Origin of the sequence: Allobosea sp. Root483D1 (assembly GCF_001429505.1) — a bacterium.
In the GTDB taxonomy this organism is placed as follows: Bacteria; Pseudomonadota; Alphaproteobacteria; order Rhizobiales; family Beijerinckiaceae; genus Allobosea.
Map to the genome: position 1 here is coordinate 730,276 of NZ_LMJW01000020.1, position 18,325 is coordinate 748,600.

An 18,325-nucleotide genomic window follows, 5' to 3' on the forward strand; every position below is an offset into this window, starting at 1 on the left:
TGTGCTCGTCGAGCGCCTTCGAAGGGATGCTTCCATCCGTATCGGCTGTGGTCGCTCCGGAGTTTGCCATGTCCGTCGTCATGCCCCTGCTCGGCGCGCCGATTTCCCGGCGCGGGTTCGGGCGTTTTCTTGCAGGATCCGGCCTCGCCGCCTGGGCGGGGCTGCGTGCCGCGCCGGCCTCTGCCGCATCGATCCCGCTGCGTTTCACGCTGGATTGGCGCTTCGAGGGACCGGCGGCGTTGTTCCTCACCGCCCTGGACAAGGGCTATTTCCGCGAAGAGGGGCTCGACGTCACGATCGAGCCCGGCACGGGCTCGCGCGAAGCGATTCCGCGGGTCGCGACCGGCGGTTTCGATGCCGGTTTCGGCGATGTGAATTCGCTGATCCGCTTCCGCGACGAGAACCCCGCGGTCGATCTCAAGGCGGTGATGATGGTCTATGACCGCCCGCCCTTCGCGATCGTCGGGCGCAAGAGCCGCGGCGTCACGAACGATCCCCGGAGTCTCGAGGGCAAAAAGCTCGGCGCGCCCGCCGCCGACGGCGCCTTCGCGCAATGGCCGGTGTTCAAGAAGGTCAACGGCATCGACGACAGCAAGATCAAGCTCGAGAACATCGGCTTCCCGGTACGCGAGCCGATGCTGGCGTCCGGCGAGCTCGACGCGATCTTCGGCTTCGCCCACACCTCCTTGATCAATCTGAAGGCGCGCGGCGTGCCGGCCGACGACATCGTCACCCTGCTGATGGCCGATCACGGCGTCGAGCTCTATGGCAACGCCGTCATTGTCTCGCCGAAGCTGCTTGCCGAGAAGCCGCAGGCGGTGCGCGGCCTGCTGCGGGCGATCACGCGCAGCGCCCGGGATGTGGTCGCCGAACCGGAAAAGGCGATCGCCGGCGTGATCCAGCGCAATGAGGGCGCCCGTCCCGAGATCGAACTGGAGCGCCTGAAGATGGCGCTCGCGCATTATGTGATGACGCCCAACGTCAAGGCGAACGGTTTTGGCGGCATCGACAAGGCACGCTGGCAGAAGGCGCTCGACCAGATCGCACTGACCGTCTCCTTCAAGGACAAGGCGAAGGCCGGCAACGCCTTCGCCGAGGGCTTCCTGCCGGCGGAGGCCGAGCGGGCGTTCTGAACCGCACGGCCAGCTTACTTTAGGCCATGGTGACAGCGGCTTCGGGCTTCGCCTATCGTGCGCCGCTTTTCGCAAGAGCATGCGCTGATCGTCGCGTGCTCGATCCGTCATTTTTGAGCCATGGCCGATCAGGTTGAAACAACCTGATCGGCCATGGCTCTTGGGGCCTGCCCATGCTTCCCGACATCCGAGATTATGAGCGCCTGCGCGCTGCCTTCCGCTGGCGGATTCCGGAGCGCTACAATATCGGCGTCGATTGCTGCGATCGCTGGGCGTCGGTAAATCCGACCAAGGTCGCGATCCTCGAAGTCCAGCCTGACTGGTCGGTGGTGCCGGTCAGCTATGGCGAGTTGCGGGCGCAGTCGAACCGCCTGGCGAATGCGCTGCGCAGGCGTGGCGTCGGCGAGGGCGACCGGGTCGCGATCCTGCTGCCGCAGGGGCGGCTGGTGCCGATCGCGCACATGGCGGCCTACAAACTCGGCGCCATCGCGGTGCCGCTGGCAGCGCTGTTCGGCGCCGACGCACTGTCCTACCGCCTGCGCGATTGCGGGGCTAAGGCGCTGGTGACCAACGCCGCCGGGCTCGCGAAGCTCGGCCAGATCGAAGAGAAGCTGCCCGACCTCGAACTGGTGGTCTCGGCTGACGGGCCGGATGGACAGGCCGAGGGGCTCGCGCGCCTGCTCGAAGCGGAGGACGAGAATTTCGCGCCGGTCGACAGCGGGCCGGACGATCCGGCGCTAATGATCTACACCTCCGGCACCACCGGCAATGCCAAGGGCGCGCTGCATGGCCACCGGGTGATGCTCGGCCACCTGCCCGGCGTCGAGATGCCCCACGAATTCCTGCCGCAGCCGGGCGACCTGCTCTGGACGCCGGCCGACTGGGCCTGGGCCGGCGGGCTGCTCAACAACCTGCTGCCGGCGCTGCATCACGGCGTGCCGATCGTGGCCCGGCCGACGGCGAAGTTCGACCCTGACGAGGCCTTCCGGCTGATGGCCGATCTCGGCGTGCGCAACTGCTTTATCCCGCCGACGGCGCTGCGCATGCTGCGGGCGGTGGAGAACCCCCGCGCACGCTATGACCTCAAGCTGCGCACGGTCGCTTCGGGTGGCGAGTCGCTCGGGGCCGAGACGCTGGCCTGGGGACGCGAGAAGCTCGGCCTCACCATCAACGAGTTCTACGGCCAGACCGAATGCAATCTCGTGCTCGCCTCCTGCGCCGCGATCGGGGTGGTCAAGCCGGGCTTCATCGGCAAGGCGGTGCCGGGCCATGAGGTCGCGGTGATCCGGCCCGATGGCAGCCTGTGCGAGCCGGAGGAGGAGGGCCAGATCGCAGTGCGCCGGCCCGACCCGGTGATGTTCCTGCATTATTGGCGCAAGCCCGAGGCGACCGAGGCCAAGTTCATCGGCGACTGGATGACGACCGGTGACCAGGGCTCGCAGGATGCAGACGGCTATGTCCGCTTCGTCGGCCGCGACGACGACGTGATCACTTCGTCCGGTTACCGGATCGGGCCAGGCGAGATCGAGGATTGCCTGCTGCGCCATCCGGCGGTGGCGCTCGCGGCGGTGGTCGGCAAGCCCGACGCGCTCCGGACCGAGATCGTCAAGGCCTTCATCGTGCCGAAGGCGGGCTACGAGGCCTCGCCGCAACTGGTCGCGGAGATCCAGGGCTTCGTGCGCGAGCGGTTGGCGGCGCACGAATATCCGCGTGAGATCGAGTTCCGCCAGGAATTGCCGATGACCACCACCGGCAAGATCATCAGGCGGCTGCTGCGCGACGCCGGCTGAGGAGCGGCGCGCGGCGGGTGGCCGCCGCCGTGACGGTGAGCCGGACGTCGCCGAGCCGCAATGGCGCCGTGGCGGGCATATCGCCGACGATCTCGCGCCGGCGGCTGCGCCGGCCGAGCCAGGAGAGAAGCTGCGGCAGCGGCGCAAAGCTGGCGAAGCGCTCGTCCTCGGCTCCCGAATAGAGCCAGAGGCGCTGGCCCTTGCCGATCAGGATCGCGCCGGCGACCGGCTTGTCGTCGAGGCTCAGCAGGCCGACCCGGCAACGATGGGCGCGCGCCAGGTTGCGGGTCATGCTGCGCAGGAAGGCGCTCTCGCGGGTGTCCTGAAGCGCGGCGGCGCCGGCGCGGGCGCGCGAGCCTGAGGCTTCGAGCGCCAGATGAAGCTCGACCATGTCGCGCAGCTCCTGGCGCGAGCCGGATTCGGCGAAGGAGAGCTTGCCCTGACGCGACAGGCCTTGGCGCAGGTCGGTGAGGTCGGGTGCGCCCGCGATGGCTGGCGGCGCCGGCAGCGGCTCGAGCGCGGCTGCGTGGCCGGTGTGCTTGGCCATCTGCAGGACATTGCGCAGGAGCGGGCCGTCGAGATCGAGGCGATGCAGCTGGAGGTTCTGGGTATTGGCGAGGCCCCAGCGGCCGGGGGCGTGGAGCAGGGCGGCGATGACGCGCCCGGCCTCATCAGCGTCGACCAGCGGCGTGGCGATGCCGAGGCGGGGATTGCTCCAGCCGGTCAGTTCGTCATGGCCGAGCAGCCTGTGCCGGAGGCGGGCGGGAACGAAGCCGAGTAGGCGCCGCGAAGCGGCCGCGCCGTCCCAGAGCAGCAGTACCGGCGCATCGCGGAAATCGACAAGGTGCTGAGCGGCGGGGAGGGCGAAGTCGGGCTCGAAGAACGGGTTCGGCTCGATGGCGCGGCCGGCGAGATCGCGCCATTCGGCCTCGATGGCGGCGCAGGCGGCGAGCGGACGGCGTTCGATCGAGAGGCCGGCCGGGCCAGACATGACGGCGCTCTGCTTGAGCGTCGTCTCGGCCGGCGCAACCGGGGAGGCGGCGAGGTTCGGCATGGCGCAGCCCTTTCGCGGGTCGCTCCGCTTCGGCGCGCTTTCGTACCGGAGCGGCACAGGGGCGCGGAGCGGAGCAGGGGTCTGCGCGGGACGAACCAAGAAGCGGGCCGGTGGGAGCCAATCAGGCGTGGTGGTGATGCACTTGTGCCTCGGCGGGGGCGGACCGGCCGAGAAAGGCCGACCAGAGCCGGGCGACCGTCTCCTCCTCCAGGTCCTTGACGATCAGCACGAGGCGGGAGCGGTGGTCGGCATCGGGCCAGGCCGGCAGCAGCACCGGCGGATGCAGGATCTGCTGGACGGCGTGGACCAGCAGCGGCCCGTTCGGATGCTCGGCGAGCGCGACCAGCCCCTTCAGCCGCAGCAGCCTGGCGCCATGGGTCGAGCGCAGCAGGGTCCAGAACAGGTCGAAGGTCGCCTCGCGGATCGGCGCCTCGGCGGTCAGCGTGAAGGCGCGGATGCTGGCGTCGTGGCGGTTGACGTCGTGGTGATGATGATGGCCATGGCCGCCGTGATGGTGGCCGTGATCGTGACCCTCCAGGGTTTCGGCCGCGAGCCAGCGGCGTAGTTCGTCCGGGCGCGCGGCAATGTCGTAGAGGCCCGCGCCGACTATCGCCTCAGCCGGTGTGTCGGGCGCGAGGATGGCGATGCCGGGATTGAGTTCGCCGAGCCGTTTGCGCAGGGCTCCGACGGCTTCGGCATCGCTCGCGATGTCGGCCTTGGTCAGCACGAGCCGGTCGGCGGCGACGACCTGCCGGAGCGCCTCTGGGTGAGCGTCGAGCGTCGCCATGCCGTTGACCGCGTCAACCAGTGTGACGACGCCGTCGAGCTTGTAGCGCATTGCTAGATAGGGGTGGTTGATCAGCACGTTGAGGATCGGCGCGGGATCGGCGAGGCCGGTGGTCTCGATCACCAGCCGCCGGAACGGCGCCATGCGGCCATTGTCGAGCCGGCGCAGCAGGTCCTCGAGCGTGACGATCAGGTCGTCGCGGATGGTGCAGCACAGGCAGCCCGAGGCGAGGAGGATCATGCCGTCCTCGCTGCCCTCGATGAAGAGATGATCGAGGCCGATCTCGCCGAACTCGTTGACCAGCACCACGGTGTCGGCGAGCGCCGGGTCCTTGAGCAGCCGATTGAGCAGGGTGGTCTTGCCGGCGCCGAGGAAGCCGGTCAGCAGGGTCAGCGGGATCGGCTCGGGACGGACGGGCTGCTCGGACATGGAGTATCAGGTTCCCGGTGCGGCCACCGCAGGCAATCGGCGGGCTCGCTTTTGTTCCAATATTACATTGGCGATGATCGCGGCGACGACAAGGGCGCCGCCGGCATATTGCAGCGAGCCGACGCGCTCGCCGAGAAAGACGGCAGCGATCGCGACGGCGAAGACCGGCTCGGCGCAGAAGGCCAGCGACGCCGGGCCGGGCGCGACCCGGGCGAGCGCCAGCACCTGCAGCAGGAAGCCGATCAGATAGCCGCCGATCGTGATTGCGACCGCGATCGGCGCGAGCATCAGGGCCGAAGGTGATTGGAACAGGCCCGTAAGGGCGAGGATAGCCAGCGTCACCGGCAGGATGACAACGTGCGACCAGAACAGCTTCGGCAAGGTCCCGGTGTCGCCGCAGCGTGCCGCGGAGAAGAACTGGACCGCGGCCAGCACGCTCGCGGCGAGCGCGAGCGCGAGGCCACGCGGGTCGAGCCCATGCCAGTCCGGTCCGACCACCATGGCGACGCCGACGAAGGCGACGAGCGCGATCACGACGCGGTCGAGGCTGAAGCGGGCTGGGGTGAAGAGCGGCTCGGTCAGTACGATCAGAATGGGGAAGGTGTAGAAGACCACGGCCGCCACCGTGATCGGCAGAAAGGCGACCGAGGAGAGATAGGCGCAGGCGGTGAGCGCCGTGCTGATGCCGAAGAGGGCAAGCGCTGACCAGCGATGGCGCGGCACGGCAAGGCTGGCGCGCCAGATCATGGCTGCGCCGACGACGAGCGCCAGCATCAGGAAGACGCGGTAGAAGACGATGAGCGGGCCGCTCAGCCCGGCATGACCGGCGAGCTGGGCGCTGACGATGTTGGTGCCGAAGGCGGCGGCGGAGGCGAGCGCCAGTGCAAGACCATGCTGGGCCGAGGAGGCGCCGCGCTCGTACACGCTATCGCCGTCGGATCAGGCTTCGGGCTTGTTGGCTTCGGGCTTGGCGACCGGCTTCGCGCCCGGCCGGGCCGGCGGCTTCACGAGCGGCTTGGCCTGCGCCTGGCTCGGCTTGGTCTTGGCCGCAGCAGCCTTCTCCTGCTTCGCCTTGGTCAGCAGCGGCTTGGCGGCCGGCTTGTTCGCCGCCTTGATGCCGGCGGCGGCGCCGGGGCGCAGGCTCGCAGGCGTCGCGGCGCCGGGCTGGATCGCGCCCTGCAGGCGCATCGGGGCAGAGCCGAGGGCAGCGGCAGCGGGCGTCTCCTCCTGCGTCGGCGCGACCGGCGCGAAGGCGGAGGATGAGGGCGGGATCGCGCCGTTGCGCGATAAGGTGCGGTTGCCGGCGGTGAGGCCGGCCGCGACCGGCGCACCGGGCTGGATCGTCTCGCGCGCGACCCGGGTGTCGGGTTTTGCCACGGCATTGGCGGCAAGCGGCGCCGAGGCCGAGCCCGGCGAGCGGCCGAAGGAGACGGGGTACGGATCGAATTTGGCGCGCGGGCCGAGCGTGACGCGGCCGGAAGGCGAGCGCGTCAGCACCGCGCCGGAGGCGCCGGCCTGGGACACGGCCGTGGCGAAGCGGTCCGAGGTGCCCTCGCCATTGCCGCCGACGCCGCTATTCGTCGAGATGAAGCTGATCGGCCCGGAGGTCTCGGCATCGTCGCCAAGCGCGTGACCGCCGCGGCGGACGCTGTCGCAGATGCTGTAGGCGCGCCCGCCATTGCCGGACGGCATGCTGGCGATGCTGCCGCCGAAACCGCCCCATTTGCCGAAGCCGTCATCGAGTAGTTGCGCTGCCTTGACGGTGCGTTCCGCGCCGGAACTGGCACCGAGGACGACGGCGATCAGCGTGCGGCCATTGCGCGTCGCGGTGGTGACGACATTGAAGCCGGAGGCGCAGACGAAACCCGTCTTCATGCCAGTGATGCCGTAATAGCGGCCGACGAGCCCGTTAGTGTTGTTGAGCACCTGCTTGCCGAGCTGGACGGCGCCGGTGTTCCAGTAGTCCGAGTAGCGGCCGAACTCGCTCATCAGCGCCATGGCGAGCACGGCGAGGTCGCGGGCGCTGCTCTGCTGGTCGGGGTGGTGCCAGCCGTTCGGATTGACGAAACGGGTGTCGTTCATGCCGAGCCGCTGGGCCTCGGCATTCATCATCGAGACGAAGGTCTCGACATCGCCGCCGACGCCCTCGGCGATGACATAGGCGATGTCGTTGGCCGACTTCACCATCATGATGCGCATGGCGTTGTCGAGCGTGATCTCCTGCCCGGCCTTGATGTAGACCTTGACCCGCGGCTGGCTGGCGGCCCGCTTCGAGGCGGGGATTGCGGTCTCGAGCCCGAGCTTGCCCTCGCGCACGGCCTTGAGCGCGAGATAGAGCGTCATCATCTTGGTGGTGGAGGCCGGATGCCAGGCTTGCGTCGGGTTCTCGCTCGACAATACGGCGCCGCTCGAGGCGTCGACCACTACGCTCGTGCCGGCCTGGGCCGGCGAGGCGACAGCGAGGAGCGAGGCGAGCATGGCGCCGGCGGCGAGGCGAGGTGCGATCATCGGCTGGGGTCTGAACCTGTCTTGGCGGGGGTCGACGGCTTCAACGCGACGCTTGAGGCATTTTCGAGACGGCGGGCGACAATCCAGCCTCGCTCATTACGCATACCTACCCTTCATCCGGCGATTTGCCTAGCGCGGCGTGCCGGTCCAAAGCATCGGAGGTGCTTTTTCTGCAGGATCCTTGCGCGTGAGTCTCACCCTACTGTGGATACCGGTGACGCTCGCCGCCTCGCTGCTGCAGACAGCGCGCAATCTGACCCAGCGCTCTCTGACCGAGGTGATCGGCGTCGTCGGGGCCACGCAGGTGCGCTTCCTGTTCGGCCTGCCCTTCGCGCTCATCTTCCTCGTCCTGGTCTGCCTCGCCAGCGGCCGCCTGCCGCCGATGCCGGATCTGCGTTCCTTCGGCTTTGCCGTGTTCGGCGCGCTGACCCAGATCCTCGCCACGGCGCTGATGCTGGCGGCGATGCGCGAGCGCTCCTTCGCGGTGGCAACCGCCTATACCAAGACCGAACCTGTGCAGGTTGCGCTGTTCGGTACGGTGCTGCTCGGCGATGCGCTGGGTTGGGCGAAGTTCTCGGCGATCGTCGTCGCCACCGCCGGCGTGGTGCTGATGTCGTGGAAGCCGGGAGACAAGCTCAGCGCGGCGGGCCTGCGCCCGGCGGCGCTCGGGATCGGCGCTGGCACCGCCTTCGCGCTGTCGGCGATCGGCTTTCGCGGCGCGATCCAGTCCCTGCCTGAAGGCCATTTCCTGATGCGGGCGACCACCATCCTCGCGCTCGGGCTGGCGCTGCAGACCCTGATCCTGACGCTTTACATGCTCGTCGCCAATCGCAAGGCATTGGTTCTCAGCCTGCGCAACTGGCGCCGCTCGTTCACCGCCGGCTTCCTCGGCGCCGCCGCATCGCAATGCTGGTTCCTCGGCTTCTCGCTGACGACGGCCGCCAATGTGCGCACGCTGGCGCTGGTCGAGGTGCCGCTGGCGCAAATCGCCTCGCGCCGGATCTTCTCGGAAGGCACGAGTTGGCGCGAGCTTTTCGGCATGGCGATGATCGTCGCCGGCGTCGGCGCGCTGCTCGCCCTGTCCGTAGGGTAGGGCAGGGCCGCGAGCCCAGCGCTTGACTCGCCGCCCGATCATTGGCCTTTCCTCGCACAGGAGGAATGCGTGCTTGCCGGCTTGTGGCCGCACGCACGCAGGGGCAGATATAGTGTATCTGCACATCAACCAGGAGAAGGCCATGAGCGCTGCAATCGTCGGCTGGGCACATACCCCCTTCGGCAAGCAGGACACCGAAACGGTCGAGAGCCTGATCGTGCGCGTCGCGACCGACGCACTGGTCGATGCCGGCATCGCCGCCGACCAGGTCGACGAGATCGTGCTCGGCCATTTCAACGCCGGCTTCTCGGCCCAGGACTTCACCGCCTCGCTCGTGCTGCAGGCCGACCCGGCCCTGCGCTTCAAGCCGGCGACGCGCGTCGAGAACGCCTGCGCCACCGGCTCGGCTGCGGTGCATCAGGGCGTGCGCGCGATCAAGGCCGGCGCCGCCAAGGTGGTGCTGGTCGTCGGCGTCGAGCAGATGACCACGACGCCCGGGCCTGAGATCGGCAAGAACCTGCTGAAAGCCTCCTATCTCGCGCAGGAAGCCGACGTGCAGGGCGGCTTCGCCGGTGTGTTCGGCAAGATCGCCTCGTCCTATTTCCAGCGTCATGGCGACCAGTCGGACGCGCTCGCCATGATCGCGGCGAAGAACCACAAGAACGGCGTCGACAACCCTTACGCCCAGATGCGCAAGGACCTGGGCTACGCCTTCTGCCGCGAGGAGAGCGAGAAGAACCCCTATGTCGCCGGCCCGCTGAAGCGCACCGACTGCTCGCTGGTTTCGGACGGCGCCGCCGCACTCGTGCTTGCCGACGAAGAGACCGCCAAGACCATGCGCCGCGCCGTCGGCTTCCGCGGCATGGCCCATGTCCAGGACTTCCTGCCGCTTTCGCGCCGCGATATCCTGAAGTTCGAGGCCGGGGCGCTCGCCTGGCAGCAGGCGCTGGCCGCTGCCGGCATCGCGCTCGACGATCTCTCTTTCGTCGAGACGCATGACTGCTTCACCATCGCCGAGCTGCTCGAATACGAGGCGATGGGCCTGACCAAGGAAGGCGACGGCGCCCGCGCCATCAAGGAAGGCTGGACGCAGAAGGACGGCAAGCTGCCGGTCAACGTCTCCGGTGGCCTCAAGGCCAAGGGCCATCCGATCGGCGCGACCGGCGTCTCCATGCACGTGCTCTCGGCCATGCAGCTCGTCGGCGAGGCGCCGGAGGGCATGCAGGTGCAGGATGCCCGTCTCGGCGGCATCTTCAACATGGGCGGCGCTGCGGTCGCGAACTACGTCTCGGTGCTCGAGCGGGTGAAGTGAGGCGAGGGGCCGCCGACGAATTCAGGTCGGCGGTCGTTTTGAAACTGGCCGGAGACGCAGCGTGACCATCTTCTTCGCGCTGCTGCCGGCCTATGTGCTGTCGATCTTCTACCGTTCCTTCCTGAGCGTGATCGCCGGGCCGGTGATGGGCGACCTCGGCATCGGGCCGGCCGAGTTCGGACTACTCGGCGCCGCCTGGTTCATGGCCTTTGCACTGGCGCAGTTCCCGGTCGGCTGGGCGCTCGACCGGATCGGGCCGCGCCGGACGGTCACTGTGACCATGGCGATCGGCAGCGCTGGTGCCTTCCTGTTCGCGCAGGCGGGCAACGCCAATATCGCCACGATGGCGATGGCGCTGGTCGGGATCGGCTGCTCGCCGATCTTCATGGCGTCTCTCTACCTGTTCGCCCGGACGGAGGCGCCGGCGCGCTTCGGCCTGCTGACCTCGATCTTCATCGGCCTCGGCTCGCTCGGCAATCTCGTTGGCGCGGCGCCGCTGGCCCTGGCTGCGCAGGCCTATGGCTGGCGCTCGACCATGCTCGCTTTCGCGGTGGCGTTCCTGCTCGCGACGGTTCTCGCCGCGGCGCTGGTGCGCGATCCGCCTGAGGTCACCGACGCCTCGGGCAAGCATGAGGGCCTGCTGCAAGGTCTCAAGAGCATCGTCGCGATCGGGCCGCTCTGGCTGCTCGCGCCGATCACGCTCGTCGGCTACGCGATCATCGCGACGGCGCGGGGCTTATGGATCGCGCCCTATATGACGCAGGTGCATGGGCTCGACGGGATTGCTGCCGGCCATGCGGCCCTCGGCATGGCGACGATGATGGTCGTCGGCGCCTTCGTCTATGGCGGCCTGCAGAAGCGGGCGGGCCGCAGCAAGGCGCTGGTCGCCTGGGGAACCGTGGCGACCGGCGTAGGTTTCGCGCTGCTGGCGCTGATCGGTGCACAGTCGCTGGCCGGTGCCATCTTGCTGTTTGCGATCGTCGGGGGGACGGGTTTCACCTACGCGATCCTGATGGCGCATGCGCGCGTCTTCTTCCCCGATCATCTGGTCGGGCGCGGCATGACCTGCCTCAACTTCCTGTTCATCGCCGGGGCCGGGTTGATCCAGTGGGGCTCCGGCTGGTTCGTCGCGGCGCAGCGGGCCGCTGGGCGCGATGCGGCGGTGGCCTTCGCCAACATGCACTGGGGCTTCGCGGCGCTGCTGCTCGTCTCGACCGCGATCTATCTGGCGACACCGGAGCGACGCGCGGCCTGAGGCTCAGGCTTCGCCCGGTGCCCGCGCCACGATCGCCAGCGCGTGCACGCTGCCGGCGAGTTCCTCGGACAGTGCGGCGTTGACCAGGCGGTGGCGTTCGAGCCGGCTCTTGCCGGCGAAGGCGGGCGAGATGACCTCGACCCGGAAATGCGTCTCGCCGCCCTCGCGCCAGCCGGCATGGCCGTGATGCTGGTGGGATTCGTCGATCACCTTGAGCTGCTCGGGCGCGAGCTCTGTGGTGAGCTTGCCGGCGATCCGGTCGGCCATGGTCGGCATGCGGGTTCTCTCGTGTTGCTTGCTCGGCTTCCAGGGCAGTCTCATAGTCGCTGACGAGCGGGGCGGAAACGCGTCTTTCTGTCGGAGGCGACGATGGTGACGATCTGGCGCATGCTCGCCTTGGCGCTTTGCGCCGCTGCAAGCCCCGCTCTGGCGCAGGATGAGGGGCGCGTCGCCGACTACAAGCAGAGCGAGGCGGTGCTGGCGCGCTACAAGCCCGTGCCGATACAGCTCGCAACGCCCTCGTTGACGCGCGGCATGCCTGGGCTGACGACGCAGGCCGAACTCGAGGCTTTCCTCGCCGATCTCACGGCAAAGGCACCTGGCCGGGTCGTGCTCGGCTCGCTCGGCCAATCGCAGCAGGGGCGCGATCTGCCCTATCTGGTCTTCTCGAAGGAGGGGCTGAAGGACCCCGCCGCACTGAAGGCGCTGGGACGGCCGGTCGTCTGGTTCGTCGGCCAGCAGCACGGCAACGAGCCGGCCGGGGCGGAGGCGATGCTGGCGCTGGCGCATGACCTGGCGCTAGGCGACCTCGGCGCCGTGCTCGACAAGCTCGTGGTGGTGATCGTGCCGCGCAGCAATCCGGATGGCGCGGCGGCCGACAAACGGCCCGGCGCCAGCGGCTTCGACCTCAACCGCGACCATCTGCTGCTGACCCTGCCGGAGACGCGGGCTCTGCATGCCAAGTTCGCCGAGCTGCCGGCTGACGTGATCATCGACGTGCACGAGTTCTCGGTGGCCAATCGCTGGCTGGAGAAGTTCGGTGGGCTCAATGCCGCCGATGCGATGATCCTCTACGCCACCAACCCGGCGGTGCCGCAACCGACGACGAGGATCGCGGCCGAGCTGGTCAAGCCCGCCATGGACAAGGCGATGGCGGAGAAGGGCCTGACCTCGTTCTGGTACTTCACCACCAGCTATCGCAAGGACGACAAGCTCGTCTCGATGGGCGGCAATGCGCCCGGTATCGCGCGCAATCTGTTCGGGCTCTCCGGCGCGGTCTCCTTCCTGATCGAGACGCGCGGGGTCGGCTTGCAACTGGAGAACCTGGAACGCCGCATCGCCACGCATTACGTCATCTCGCGCGCCGTGCTCGACACGGTCGCGGCCAACGACAAGGCGGTGCTAGAGGCGGTGAAGGCGGCGCGGGCGGAATTGGCGCGCAACCAGGGCGAATTGATCGTCGCCCATCGCATCGCCACCGAGACGGTCGCGATCCCGCTGGTCGATCCGGCGACCGGTGCCGACATGCCGACCCCGGTCGCGTTCCGCGACTCGCGCAAGGTCACGGTGACGAGCCGGCGGGCGCGGCCGGAGGGCTATCTCGTCCTGCCGGCGGGGCAGGCGGCGCTCGACGCGCTCAAGCTGAAGGGTCTCGCAACCTGTGCACTGGGCGGTCCGGCGACGCTCGAGGTCGAGGCCTTCATGGTCGAGCAGAAGGGGCCGGTGAAGAAGATCGACGGCGAGAACATCAATCCGGACCAGGCGGTCAAGGTCGAGCTCAGGCCGCGCCGGATCGAGGTGCCGGCTAATGCCGTCTTCGTGCCTATGACGCAAACTGGGGCCAATGTCATCGCCGCCTCATTGGAGCCGGATTCTCCGGGCTCTCATGTCGGTGTCGGGGTGGTAGAAACTGCACCGGCCTCCGGCGAGGCGCCGATCTATCGCGTGCCTCGCGGGACGAAGCTGACGTTCGCGGCCGGAGGCGATGTGGCCTGCGGCCGTTGAGATCGGCGCGCCGGACCACTACCTACCGAGGTTGCCGGCCGTTACGGGGGGCCGGGTTCCTTAAGCAATCGAGGCCATGCTGAGGCCAGACGATTCGCTTGCCGCGGACGCGAGAGCGATCTGCGCAGCGGCCGGCTTGTCGAAGCAGCGTTCCGCCCGCATAACCATGAGACGATGAACTTCAACTCGCGCCTTTTCGACCGGATCAGGATCGGCCCTTCCGAGGCGGAAGAGGTGGTCGAGGCCGATGCACGCCATTGCGACCATCCCGGCTGCACCAAGACGGGGGAGTTTCGCGCGCCGATGGGCCGCGGCAAGGAAGGCAAGTTCTTCCAGTTCTGCCTCGAGCATGTGAAAGCCTACAACGCGACCTACAACTACTTCTCCGGCATGAACGACGAGGCGCTCGCCGCCTACGCGAAGCAGGAGGAGATCGGCCACCGGCCGACCTGGAAGCTCGGCGTCAATGCCAGCGCAGCCCGGATGGCGCAGCGCGGGCGGGCGACCGGAGGGCAGGAGGGCGCCGAAGTCGAAGATGCCTTCGGTCTGTTCCGCGGTCGCATCCGCCGCGAGCAGGAGCGGCCCGAGTCGCGCGTCGGCGTGGTGGCGAAGAAGGCGCTGGAGACGCTCGGCCTCGATGAGAACGCCGACCGCGCTGCGATCAAGGCGCGCTACAAGGAGCTGGTGAAGCGCTTCCATCCCGACGCCAATGGTGGAGACCGTTCGCGCGAGGGCCGGCTGCAGGAAATCCTCAAGGCCTATCAGACGCTGAAGAGCAGCGGGCTGGCCTAGCGCGGCTTCCGCGGGACTCACCGACGCCGACAGGCATTTGCAAAAATCAGCACGAGCTGGAGAGGCCATGACCACGGATTCGCAGGTGATCGCCCCCGCCGATGCGGCTGAGCGGCGGGCCAGGCCTCCGGTCGTGGTCTACCCCAATGGCAGCCTGCCCGGCGCCGACATGGCGATGCTGGCGAAGGCTCGCCAGACCCTGACCAAGCGCGACGAGATCATCGTGCCGCCGCGCGAGGCCGGCAGCTTCCGTGTGCCCAAGGGCCATTTCTTCCGGGTCGTCAGCATCGAGGGCCCACAGGTCGGCGACCTCAACCTGTGGAACGCGGACGATCTCGACGAGCGCTTCTTCAGCGGCAAGACGCGCGCGCTGCACGCGACCCATGTCGGGCTGGGCGACCGGCTCTGGAGCAGCCTGCCGTACCTCAGGCCGATGGCGACCATCAGCCATGACACGCTCGGCTGGTATGGTTTCGACCAGGATGGCGCCGGCGTGCACGACGTGATCGGCACGCGCTGCGATCCCTATACCCACCGGCTGCTCGGCGAGGGTGGCGACTATCATCATTGCTGCCATTCGAATCTCGCCCGCGCGCTGGGAAAGGCGCGAGGGCTGCCGGCGCGCGAGGTCGAGCAGCACGTCCATGACGTGCTCAACGTCTTCATGTGCACCGGCTTCACCCGCGACACGCAGCAGTACTTCATGAAGGCGAGCCCGGTTCGGCCCGGCGACTTCCTCGAGCTCTTCGCCGAGATCGACCTGCTCGGGGCGATCTCGGCCTGCCCGGGCGGCGATTGCGGCCAAACCCATTCGAGCGATGTCGCCGTCTGCCACCCGCTCAAGGTCGAGATCTACGAGGCCGATCCAGCGACGTTGACCGGCTGGCGCTCGCCGCAGCGCAGCCCTTACGGGCGCAGCCACGGCGAGACTGGCGGCTGAGGGCGAAGACCCTCAGTTCTTCAGCAGCGAGTTCATCCCGTCGGTGTCGAGATTGTCGGAGCTGCGCAGCGCGCGGGTGCCTTCGGCCGAGGTGGGTTGGTCGCCATCCTGGCCGCCGCCGCTGGACGCAACCGGTGCGTCGCCGGATGGCGCCTGTCCGCCCGCGCCAGCCATTTTGCGCAGAAGCGGGCTGGCCTGGAGCAGCGCGGTCATGCTGGTCGCGGTGTTGTAGCTGTTGGGATCATTGGGAGCGAGGCCGCCCTGCTTGTGAAGGGCGATGCCCGCATTGCCGGCGTTGTAGAGGAGCGAGCCGGACGAGCCGCCGAGCGTGTCGCAGCGATGGCGCAGCTCGGCCGCCTCGCCTTGCTGGCGTGTCGCCATGCAGCGGAAGCGGCTCATCACCTTGGGCCGGCCTGCCGGATGGTGGATCACCATCAGCGAGGGGGCGCCGCCGGACGGCGTCGCCGCGAGCTTGACCGAGCCATAGGTCGCGGTCGGATTGCCCTTCGCCTTGGCGATTGCGTAGTCGAGATTGGCATTGAACTCGACCGGCTTGGGGTCGAGCTCGAAGACTTTCGCGCCTTTGCCGTCCTGCGTCAGGAAATCCATGACGATGATGGCGCGTACCGGCGTCATCTCGCCGCTCTGCGGCAGGCAGTGATGGTTGGTCAGGACATAATCGCCCGGCAGCAGCTCGCCGGTGCAATGGGCGCCCGACTGCTTGCCGGTCTTATTGTCCTTCAGCAGGATGTCGATCCGCCCGACGGGCTTGGCCATCTTCGCGAGTGGATCGCGCTGATCGAGCTCCGCGATCGGCTCGAAGGCACCCTTGTTGTTCTCGATCTGGGTCGCGGCGTCGCCGGTGCTCTGCCGCCGGGGCATGCTGACCTTGCCGAAATCGCTGGGATCGAAGCCCATCGTCTGGGCCGCGGCGGGGCCGGCAAGGGCAAAGCCTATGGCGCCGATAAAGGCGGCGCGGATGTTGGCGCCGGTCAATGCGGTCTGCAGCCGTGCGGGCATGCGCTTCTTCCTCTCCTCAAGCGGGTCCCTCGCGGCCCTGCCGACGACCGCCTTCAGGCACGAACCAGCGCCGCGGGACGCGGGCACGGCCGAGCAGTACCGGGACGATAGTCGTCCGCACGCGCTTGCGAAAGCCTGAGCGCTTTTCGCGTGTACGGGAAGCTCGGGAAGGCGACCGGCTCTCAGCGCGCCTTCGCTGCCAGCCCGGCGACGTCGGCGATGATGCCGTCGAGCGCGAAATCCTTCGGGGTGTAGACGCGCGCCACGCCCATGTTCTTCAACGCGTTCTCGTCGTCGGGCGGGATGATGCCGCCAACCACGACTGGCACGTTCATACCGGCGACGCGCAGCCTTGCGGTGACGTCGCGGACCAGCGGCAAATGCGAGCCGGAGAGGATGGAGAGCCCGATGATATCGGCTTCGGTCTCCTGCGCCTGCGTCACGATCTCCTCCGGCGTCTGGCGGATGCCGCCATAACTCACCGCCATGCCAGCATCGCGGGCGCGCACCGCGATCTGCTCGGCGCCGTTCGAGTGGCCGTCGAGGCCGGGCTTTCCGACGAGGAAGCGCGGCGGCCTGCCGAGTTTCTCGGTTGCCAGGGCGACAGCGGCCTTGACGGTAGCCAGCCCGGCATCGTCGCCGAGCTTGGTCGTGTCGACGCCGGTCGGGGCGCGGTACTCGCCGAAGATCTCGCGCAAGGTCTGGGCCCACTCGCCGGTGGTGACGCGGGCCTTGGCGCAGGCGATCGAGGCCGGCATGACGTTGCGGTCCTCCTTGGCGGCGCTGGCGAGTTCGGCGAGTGCGGCCTCCGCCTCCTTGCCGTCGCGCGCTGCGCGCCAGGCCTTCAGCCGGCCGACGGCCTCGATCTCGACCGAGTCCGGAACCGTCACGACATTGCCTTCGCCGGCCGAAAGCGGCGAGGGCTCGCTGGTGGTGAACTTGTTGACGCCGACGACGATCTGCTCGCCGCGCTCGATCGCCTCGATGCGGCGCGCCCCGTTCTCGACCAGGGCCATCTTCATGTAGCCGCTCTCGACCGCGGCGAGCGCGCCGCCCATCGCGTCGATCTTCGCCAGTTCCGCCAGTGCGGCCGCTTTCAGCTCTTCGACCTTGGCATCGACCTCTTTCGAACCGTCGAAGATGTCGCCGAACTCGAGCAAATCGGTCTCGTAGGCCAGCACCTGCTGCATGCGCAGCGACCATTGCTGGTCGAAGGGACGGGGCAAGCCGAGCGCCTCGTTCCAGGCTGGCAATTGCACGGCGCGGGCCCGGGCCTTCTTCGACAGGGTCACCGCCAGCATCTCGATCAGGATGCGATAGACATTGTTCTCGGCCTGCGGCTCGGTCAGCCCGAGCGAGTTGACCTGCACGCCATAGCGGAAGCGGCGATGCTGCTCCTCCAGCACATTGAAGCGCTTCAGCGTGATCTCGTCCCAGAGATCGACGAAAGCCCGCATCTTGCAGAGCTCGGTGACGAAGCGCATGCCGGCGTTGACGAAGAAGGAGATGCGGCCGACGACGCTGCCGAACTCCTCGGGCGCCACTTCCGGCCGGGCCCTGATCGAGTCGAGCAGGGCGATCGCGGTCGCCAGCGCGAAGGAGAGCTCCTGCACCGGCGAGGCGCCGGCCTCCTGCAGATGATAGGAGCAGACATTGGTCGGGTTCCACTTCGGCAGCTCGCGCGCCGTAAACACGACGATGTCGGTGGTCAGCCGCATCGAGGGGCGCGGCGGGAAGACGTAAGTTCCGCGCGACAGGTATTCCTTGACGAGGTCGTTCTGGGTCGTGCCCTGCAGGGCGGCACGCTCGGCGCCCTGTTCGTCGGCGGTGGCGATATAAAGCGAGAGCAGCCAGGCCGCCGTCGCGTTGATCGTCATCGAGGTGTTCATCTGCGCCAGCGGGATCTGCTCGAAGAGCGCTCGCATGTCGCCGAGATGGGTGATGGGCACGCCGACCTTGCCGACCTCGCCGCGCGACAGCACGTGGTCCGGGTCGTAGCCGGTCTGGGTCGGCAGGTCGAAGGCGACGGAGAGGCCGGTCTGGCCCTTGGCGAGATTGGTCCGGTAGAGCTTGTTCGATTCGGTCGCGTCGGAATGGCCGGCATAGGTCCGGAAGATCCAGGGCTTGTCGCGCGGCAAAGCCTTGTCGCGCTGGGTCTGTTTCCCGAGCGGATCGATCGCGTTCATGCTCGCTCCCTGCCGTGCCGTC

Annotated in this window: 15 protein-coding genes; 8 read left to right on the top strand and 7 right to left on the bottom strand. The window is 68.3% G+C overall.

Translation table 11 applies throughout. From position 1 onward, the window contains the following. The first annotated feature begins 68 nt into the window (after positions 1-68). Positions 69-1,133 (top strand): ABC transporter substrate-binding protein, encoded by a 1,065-nt coding sequence (locus tag ASE66_RS22070; protein WP_164470446.1) that lies wholly within the window; start codon positions 69-71, stop codon positions 1,131-1,133. Positions 1,134-1,306: 173 nt separating this feature from the next. Then, positions 1,307-2,923, top strand: coding sequence for an acyl-CoA synthetase (locus ASE66_RS22075; RefSeq protein WP_057191843.1), 1,617 nt, complete (start codon positions 1,307-1,309; stop codon positions 2,921-2,923). On the opposite strand, the gene ASE66_RS22080 is transcribed toward ASE66_RS22075, so the two are convergent. The 4 genes from ASE66_RS22080 to ASE66_RS22095 all read right to left on the bottom strand — a co-directional run bounded on the left by ASE66_RS22080 (position 2,895) and on the right by ASE66_RS22095 (position 7,701). Continuing rightward, the gene (locus ASE66_RS22080; protein WP_057191845.1) at positions 2,895-3,977 is read right to left on the bottom strand and encodes a GNAT family N-acetyltransferase; all 1,083 of its coding nucleotides are present in this window, start codon (positions 3,975-3,977) and stop codon (positions 2,895-2,897) included. The two genes, ASE66_RS22075 and ASE66_RS22080, sit on opposite strands and share 29 nt — an antisense overlap. A gap of 121 nt (positions 3,978-4,098) precedes the next feature. Beyond that, the gene (locus ASE66_RS22085; protein WP_057191847.1) at positions 4,099-5,193 is read right to left on the bottom strand and encodes a CobW family GTP-binding protein; all 1,095 of its coding nucleotides are present in this window, start codon (positions 5,191-5,193) and stop codon (positions 4,099-4,101) included. 6 nt (positions 5,194-5,199) lie between these two features. Then, positions 5,200-6,117 carry a DMT family transporter gene (locus tag ASE66_RS22090; RefSeq protein WP_057191849.1) on the bottom strand — a complete coding sequence of 306 codons (918 nt, stop codon included), beginning with the start codon at positions 6,115-6,117 and terminating at the stop codon, positions 5,200-5,202. 15 nt (positions 6,118-6,132) lie between these two features. Next, positions 6,133-7,701 (bottom strand): D-alanyl-D-alanine carboxypeptidase family protein, encoded by a 1,569-nt coding sequence (locus ASE66_RS22095; RefSeq protein WP_057191851.1) that lies wholly within the window; start codon positions 7,699-7,701, stop codon positions 6,133-6,135. Positions 7,702-7,888: 187 nt separating this feature from the next. Between ASE66_RS22095 and ASE66_RS22100 the strand changes: the two genes are divergently transcribed. The 3 genes from ASE66_RS22100 to ASE66_RS22110 all read left to right on the top strand — a co-directional run bounded on the left by ASE66_RS22100 (position 7,889) and on the right by ASE66_RS22110 (position 11,361). Next, positions 7,889-8,794, top strand: coding sequence for a DMT family transporter (locus tag ASE66_RS22100; RefSeq protein WP_057191853.1), 906 nt, complete (start codon positions 7,889-7,891; stop codon positions 8,792-8,794). Positions 8,795-8,936: 142 nt separating this feature from the next. Further along, complete coding sequence (locus ASE66_RS22105) at positions 8,937-10,106, top strand: acetyl-CoA acetyltransferase (protein WP_057191963.1); 1,170 nt, start codon at positions 8,937-8,939, stop codon at positions 10,104-10,106. A 61-nt stretch (positions 10,107-10,167) separates the two neighbouring features. After that, positions 10,168-11,361 (top strand): MFS transporter, encoded by a 1,194-nt coding sequence (locus tag ASE66_RS22110; protein WP_057191855.1) that lies wholly within the window; start codon positions 10,168-10,170, stop codon positions 11,359-11,361. A gap of 3 nt (positions 11,362-11,364) precedes the next feature. On the opposite strand, the gene ASE66_RS22115 is transcribed toward ASE66_RS22110, so the two are convergent. Continuing rightward, a complete protein-coding gene (locus ASE66_RS22115) occupies positions 11,365-11,628 on the bottom strand; it encodes a BolA family protein (RefSeq protein ID WP_057191964.1) in 264 nt (87 codons plus the stop codon). Positions 11,629-11,730: 102 nt separating this feature from the next. Here ASE66_RS22115 and ASE66_RS22120 point away from each other — a divergent pair, with 102 nt between their 5' ends. From ASE66_RS22120 to ASE66_RS22130, 3 genes are all read left to right on the top strand, one after another. Continuing rightward, complete coding sequence (locus tag ASE66_RS22120; RefSeq protein WP_057191856.1) at positions 11,731-13,365, top strand: M14 family metallocarboxypeptidase; 1,635 nt, start codon at positions 11,731-11,733, stop codon at positions 13,363-13,365. A 174-nt stretch (positions 13,366-13,539) separates the two neighbouring features. Then, positions 13,540-14,157, top strand: a complete 618-nt coding sequence (locus ASE66_RS22125) for a J domain-containing protein (protein ID WP_057191858.1) — start codon at positions 13,540-13,542, stop codon at positions 14,155-14,157. A 67-nt stretch (positions 14,158-14,224) separates the two neighbouring features. Then, positions 14,225-15,097 carry an urea carboxylase-associated family protein gene (locus tag ASE66_RS22130; protein WP_057191860.1) on the top strand — a complete coding sequence of 291 codons (873 nt, stop codon included), beginning with the start codon at positions 14,225-14,227 and terminating at the stop codon, positions 15,095-15,097. A gap of 12 nt (positions 15,098-15,109) precedes the next feature. On the opposite strand, the gene ASE66_RS22135 is transcribed toward ASE66_RS22130, so the two are convergent. Together ASE66_RS22135 and ASE66_RS22140 are read right to left on the bottom strand one after the other, a co-directional pair. Then, the gene (locus ASE66_RS22135) at positions 15,110-16,117 is read right to left on the bottom strand and encodes a trypsin-like serine peptidase (RefSeq protein ID WP_057191862.1); all 1,008 of its coding nucleotides are present in this window, start codon (positions 16,115-16,117) and stop codon (positions 15,110-15,112) included. 182 nt (positions 16,118-16,299) lie between these two features. Beyond that, positions 16,300-18,303: a protein meaA gene (locus ASE66_RS22140; RefSeq protein WP_057191864.1), complete on the bottom strand. Its 2,004-nt coding sequence runs from the start codon at positions 18,301-18,303 to the stop codon at positions 16,300-16,302. Between the last annotated feature and the right edge of the window lie 22 nt (positions 18,304-18,325).

Excerpts from the sequence above, each read along its gene's own strand:
- ASE66_RS22130 (WP_057191860.1), top strand. The coding sequence starts at position 14,225 with ATGACCACGGATTCGCAGGTGATCGCCCCCGCCGATGCGGCTGAGCGG.
- ASE66_RS22135 (WP_057191862.1), bottom strand. The coding sequence starts at position 16,117 with ATGCCCGCACGGCTGCAGACCGCATTGACCGGCGCCAACATCCGCGCC.
- ASE66_RS22115 (WP_057191964.1), bottom strand. The coding sequence starts at position 11,628 with ATGGCCGACCGGATCGCCGGCAAGCTCACCACAGAGCTCGCGCCCGAG.
- ASE66_RS22105 (WP_057191963.1), top strand. The coding sequence starts at position 8,937 with ATGAGCGCTGCAATCGTCGGCTGGGCACATACCCCCTTCGGCAAGCAG.
- ASE66_RS22075 (WP_057191843.1), top strand. The coding sequence starts at position 1,307 with ATGCTTCCCGACATCCGAGATTATGAGCGCCTGCGCGCTGCCTTCCGC.
- ASE66_RS22095 (WP_057191851.1), bottom strand. The coding sequence starts at position 7,701 with ATGATCGCACCTCGCCTCGCCGCCGGCGCCATGCTCGCCTCGCTCCTC.
- ASE66_RS22085 (WP_057191847.1), bottom strand. The coding sequence starts at position 5,193 with ATGTCCGAGCAGCCCGTCCGTCCCGAGCCGATCCCGCTGACCCTGCTG.
- ASE66_RS22080 (WP_057191845.1), bottom strand. The coding sequence starts at position 3,977 with ATGCCGAACCTCGCCGCCTCCCCGGTTGCGCCGGCCGAGACGACGCTC.
- ASE66_RS22070 (WP_164470446.1), top strand. The coding sequence starts at position 69 with ATGTCCGTCGTCATGCCCCTGCTCGGCGCGCCGATTTCCCGGCGCGGG.
- ASE66_RS22120 (WP_057191856.1), top strand. The coding sequence starts at position 11,731 with ATGGTGACGATCTGGCGCATGCTCGCCTTGGCGCTTTGCGCCGCTGCA.
- ASE66_RS22125 (WP_057191858.1), top strand. The coding sequence starts at position 13,540 with ATGAACTTCAACTCGCGCCTTTTCGACCGGATCAGGATCGGCCCTTCC.
- ASE66_RS22140 (WP_057191864.1), bottom strand. The coding sequence starts at position 18,303 with ATGAACGCGATCGATCCGCTCGGGAAACAGACCCAGCGCGACAAGGCT.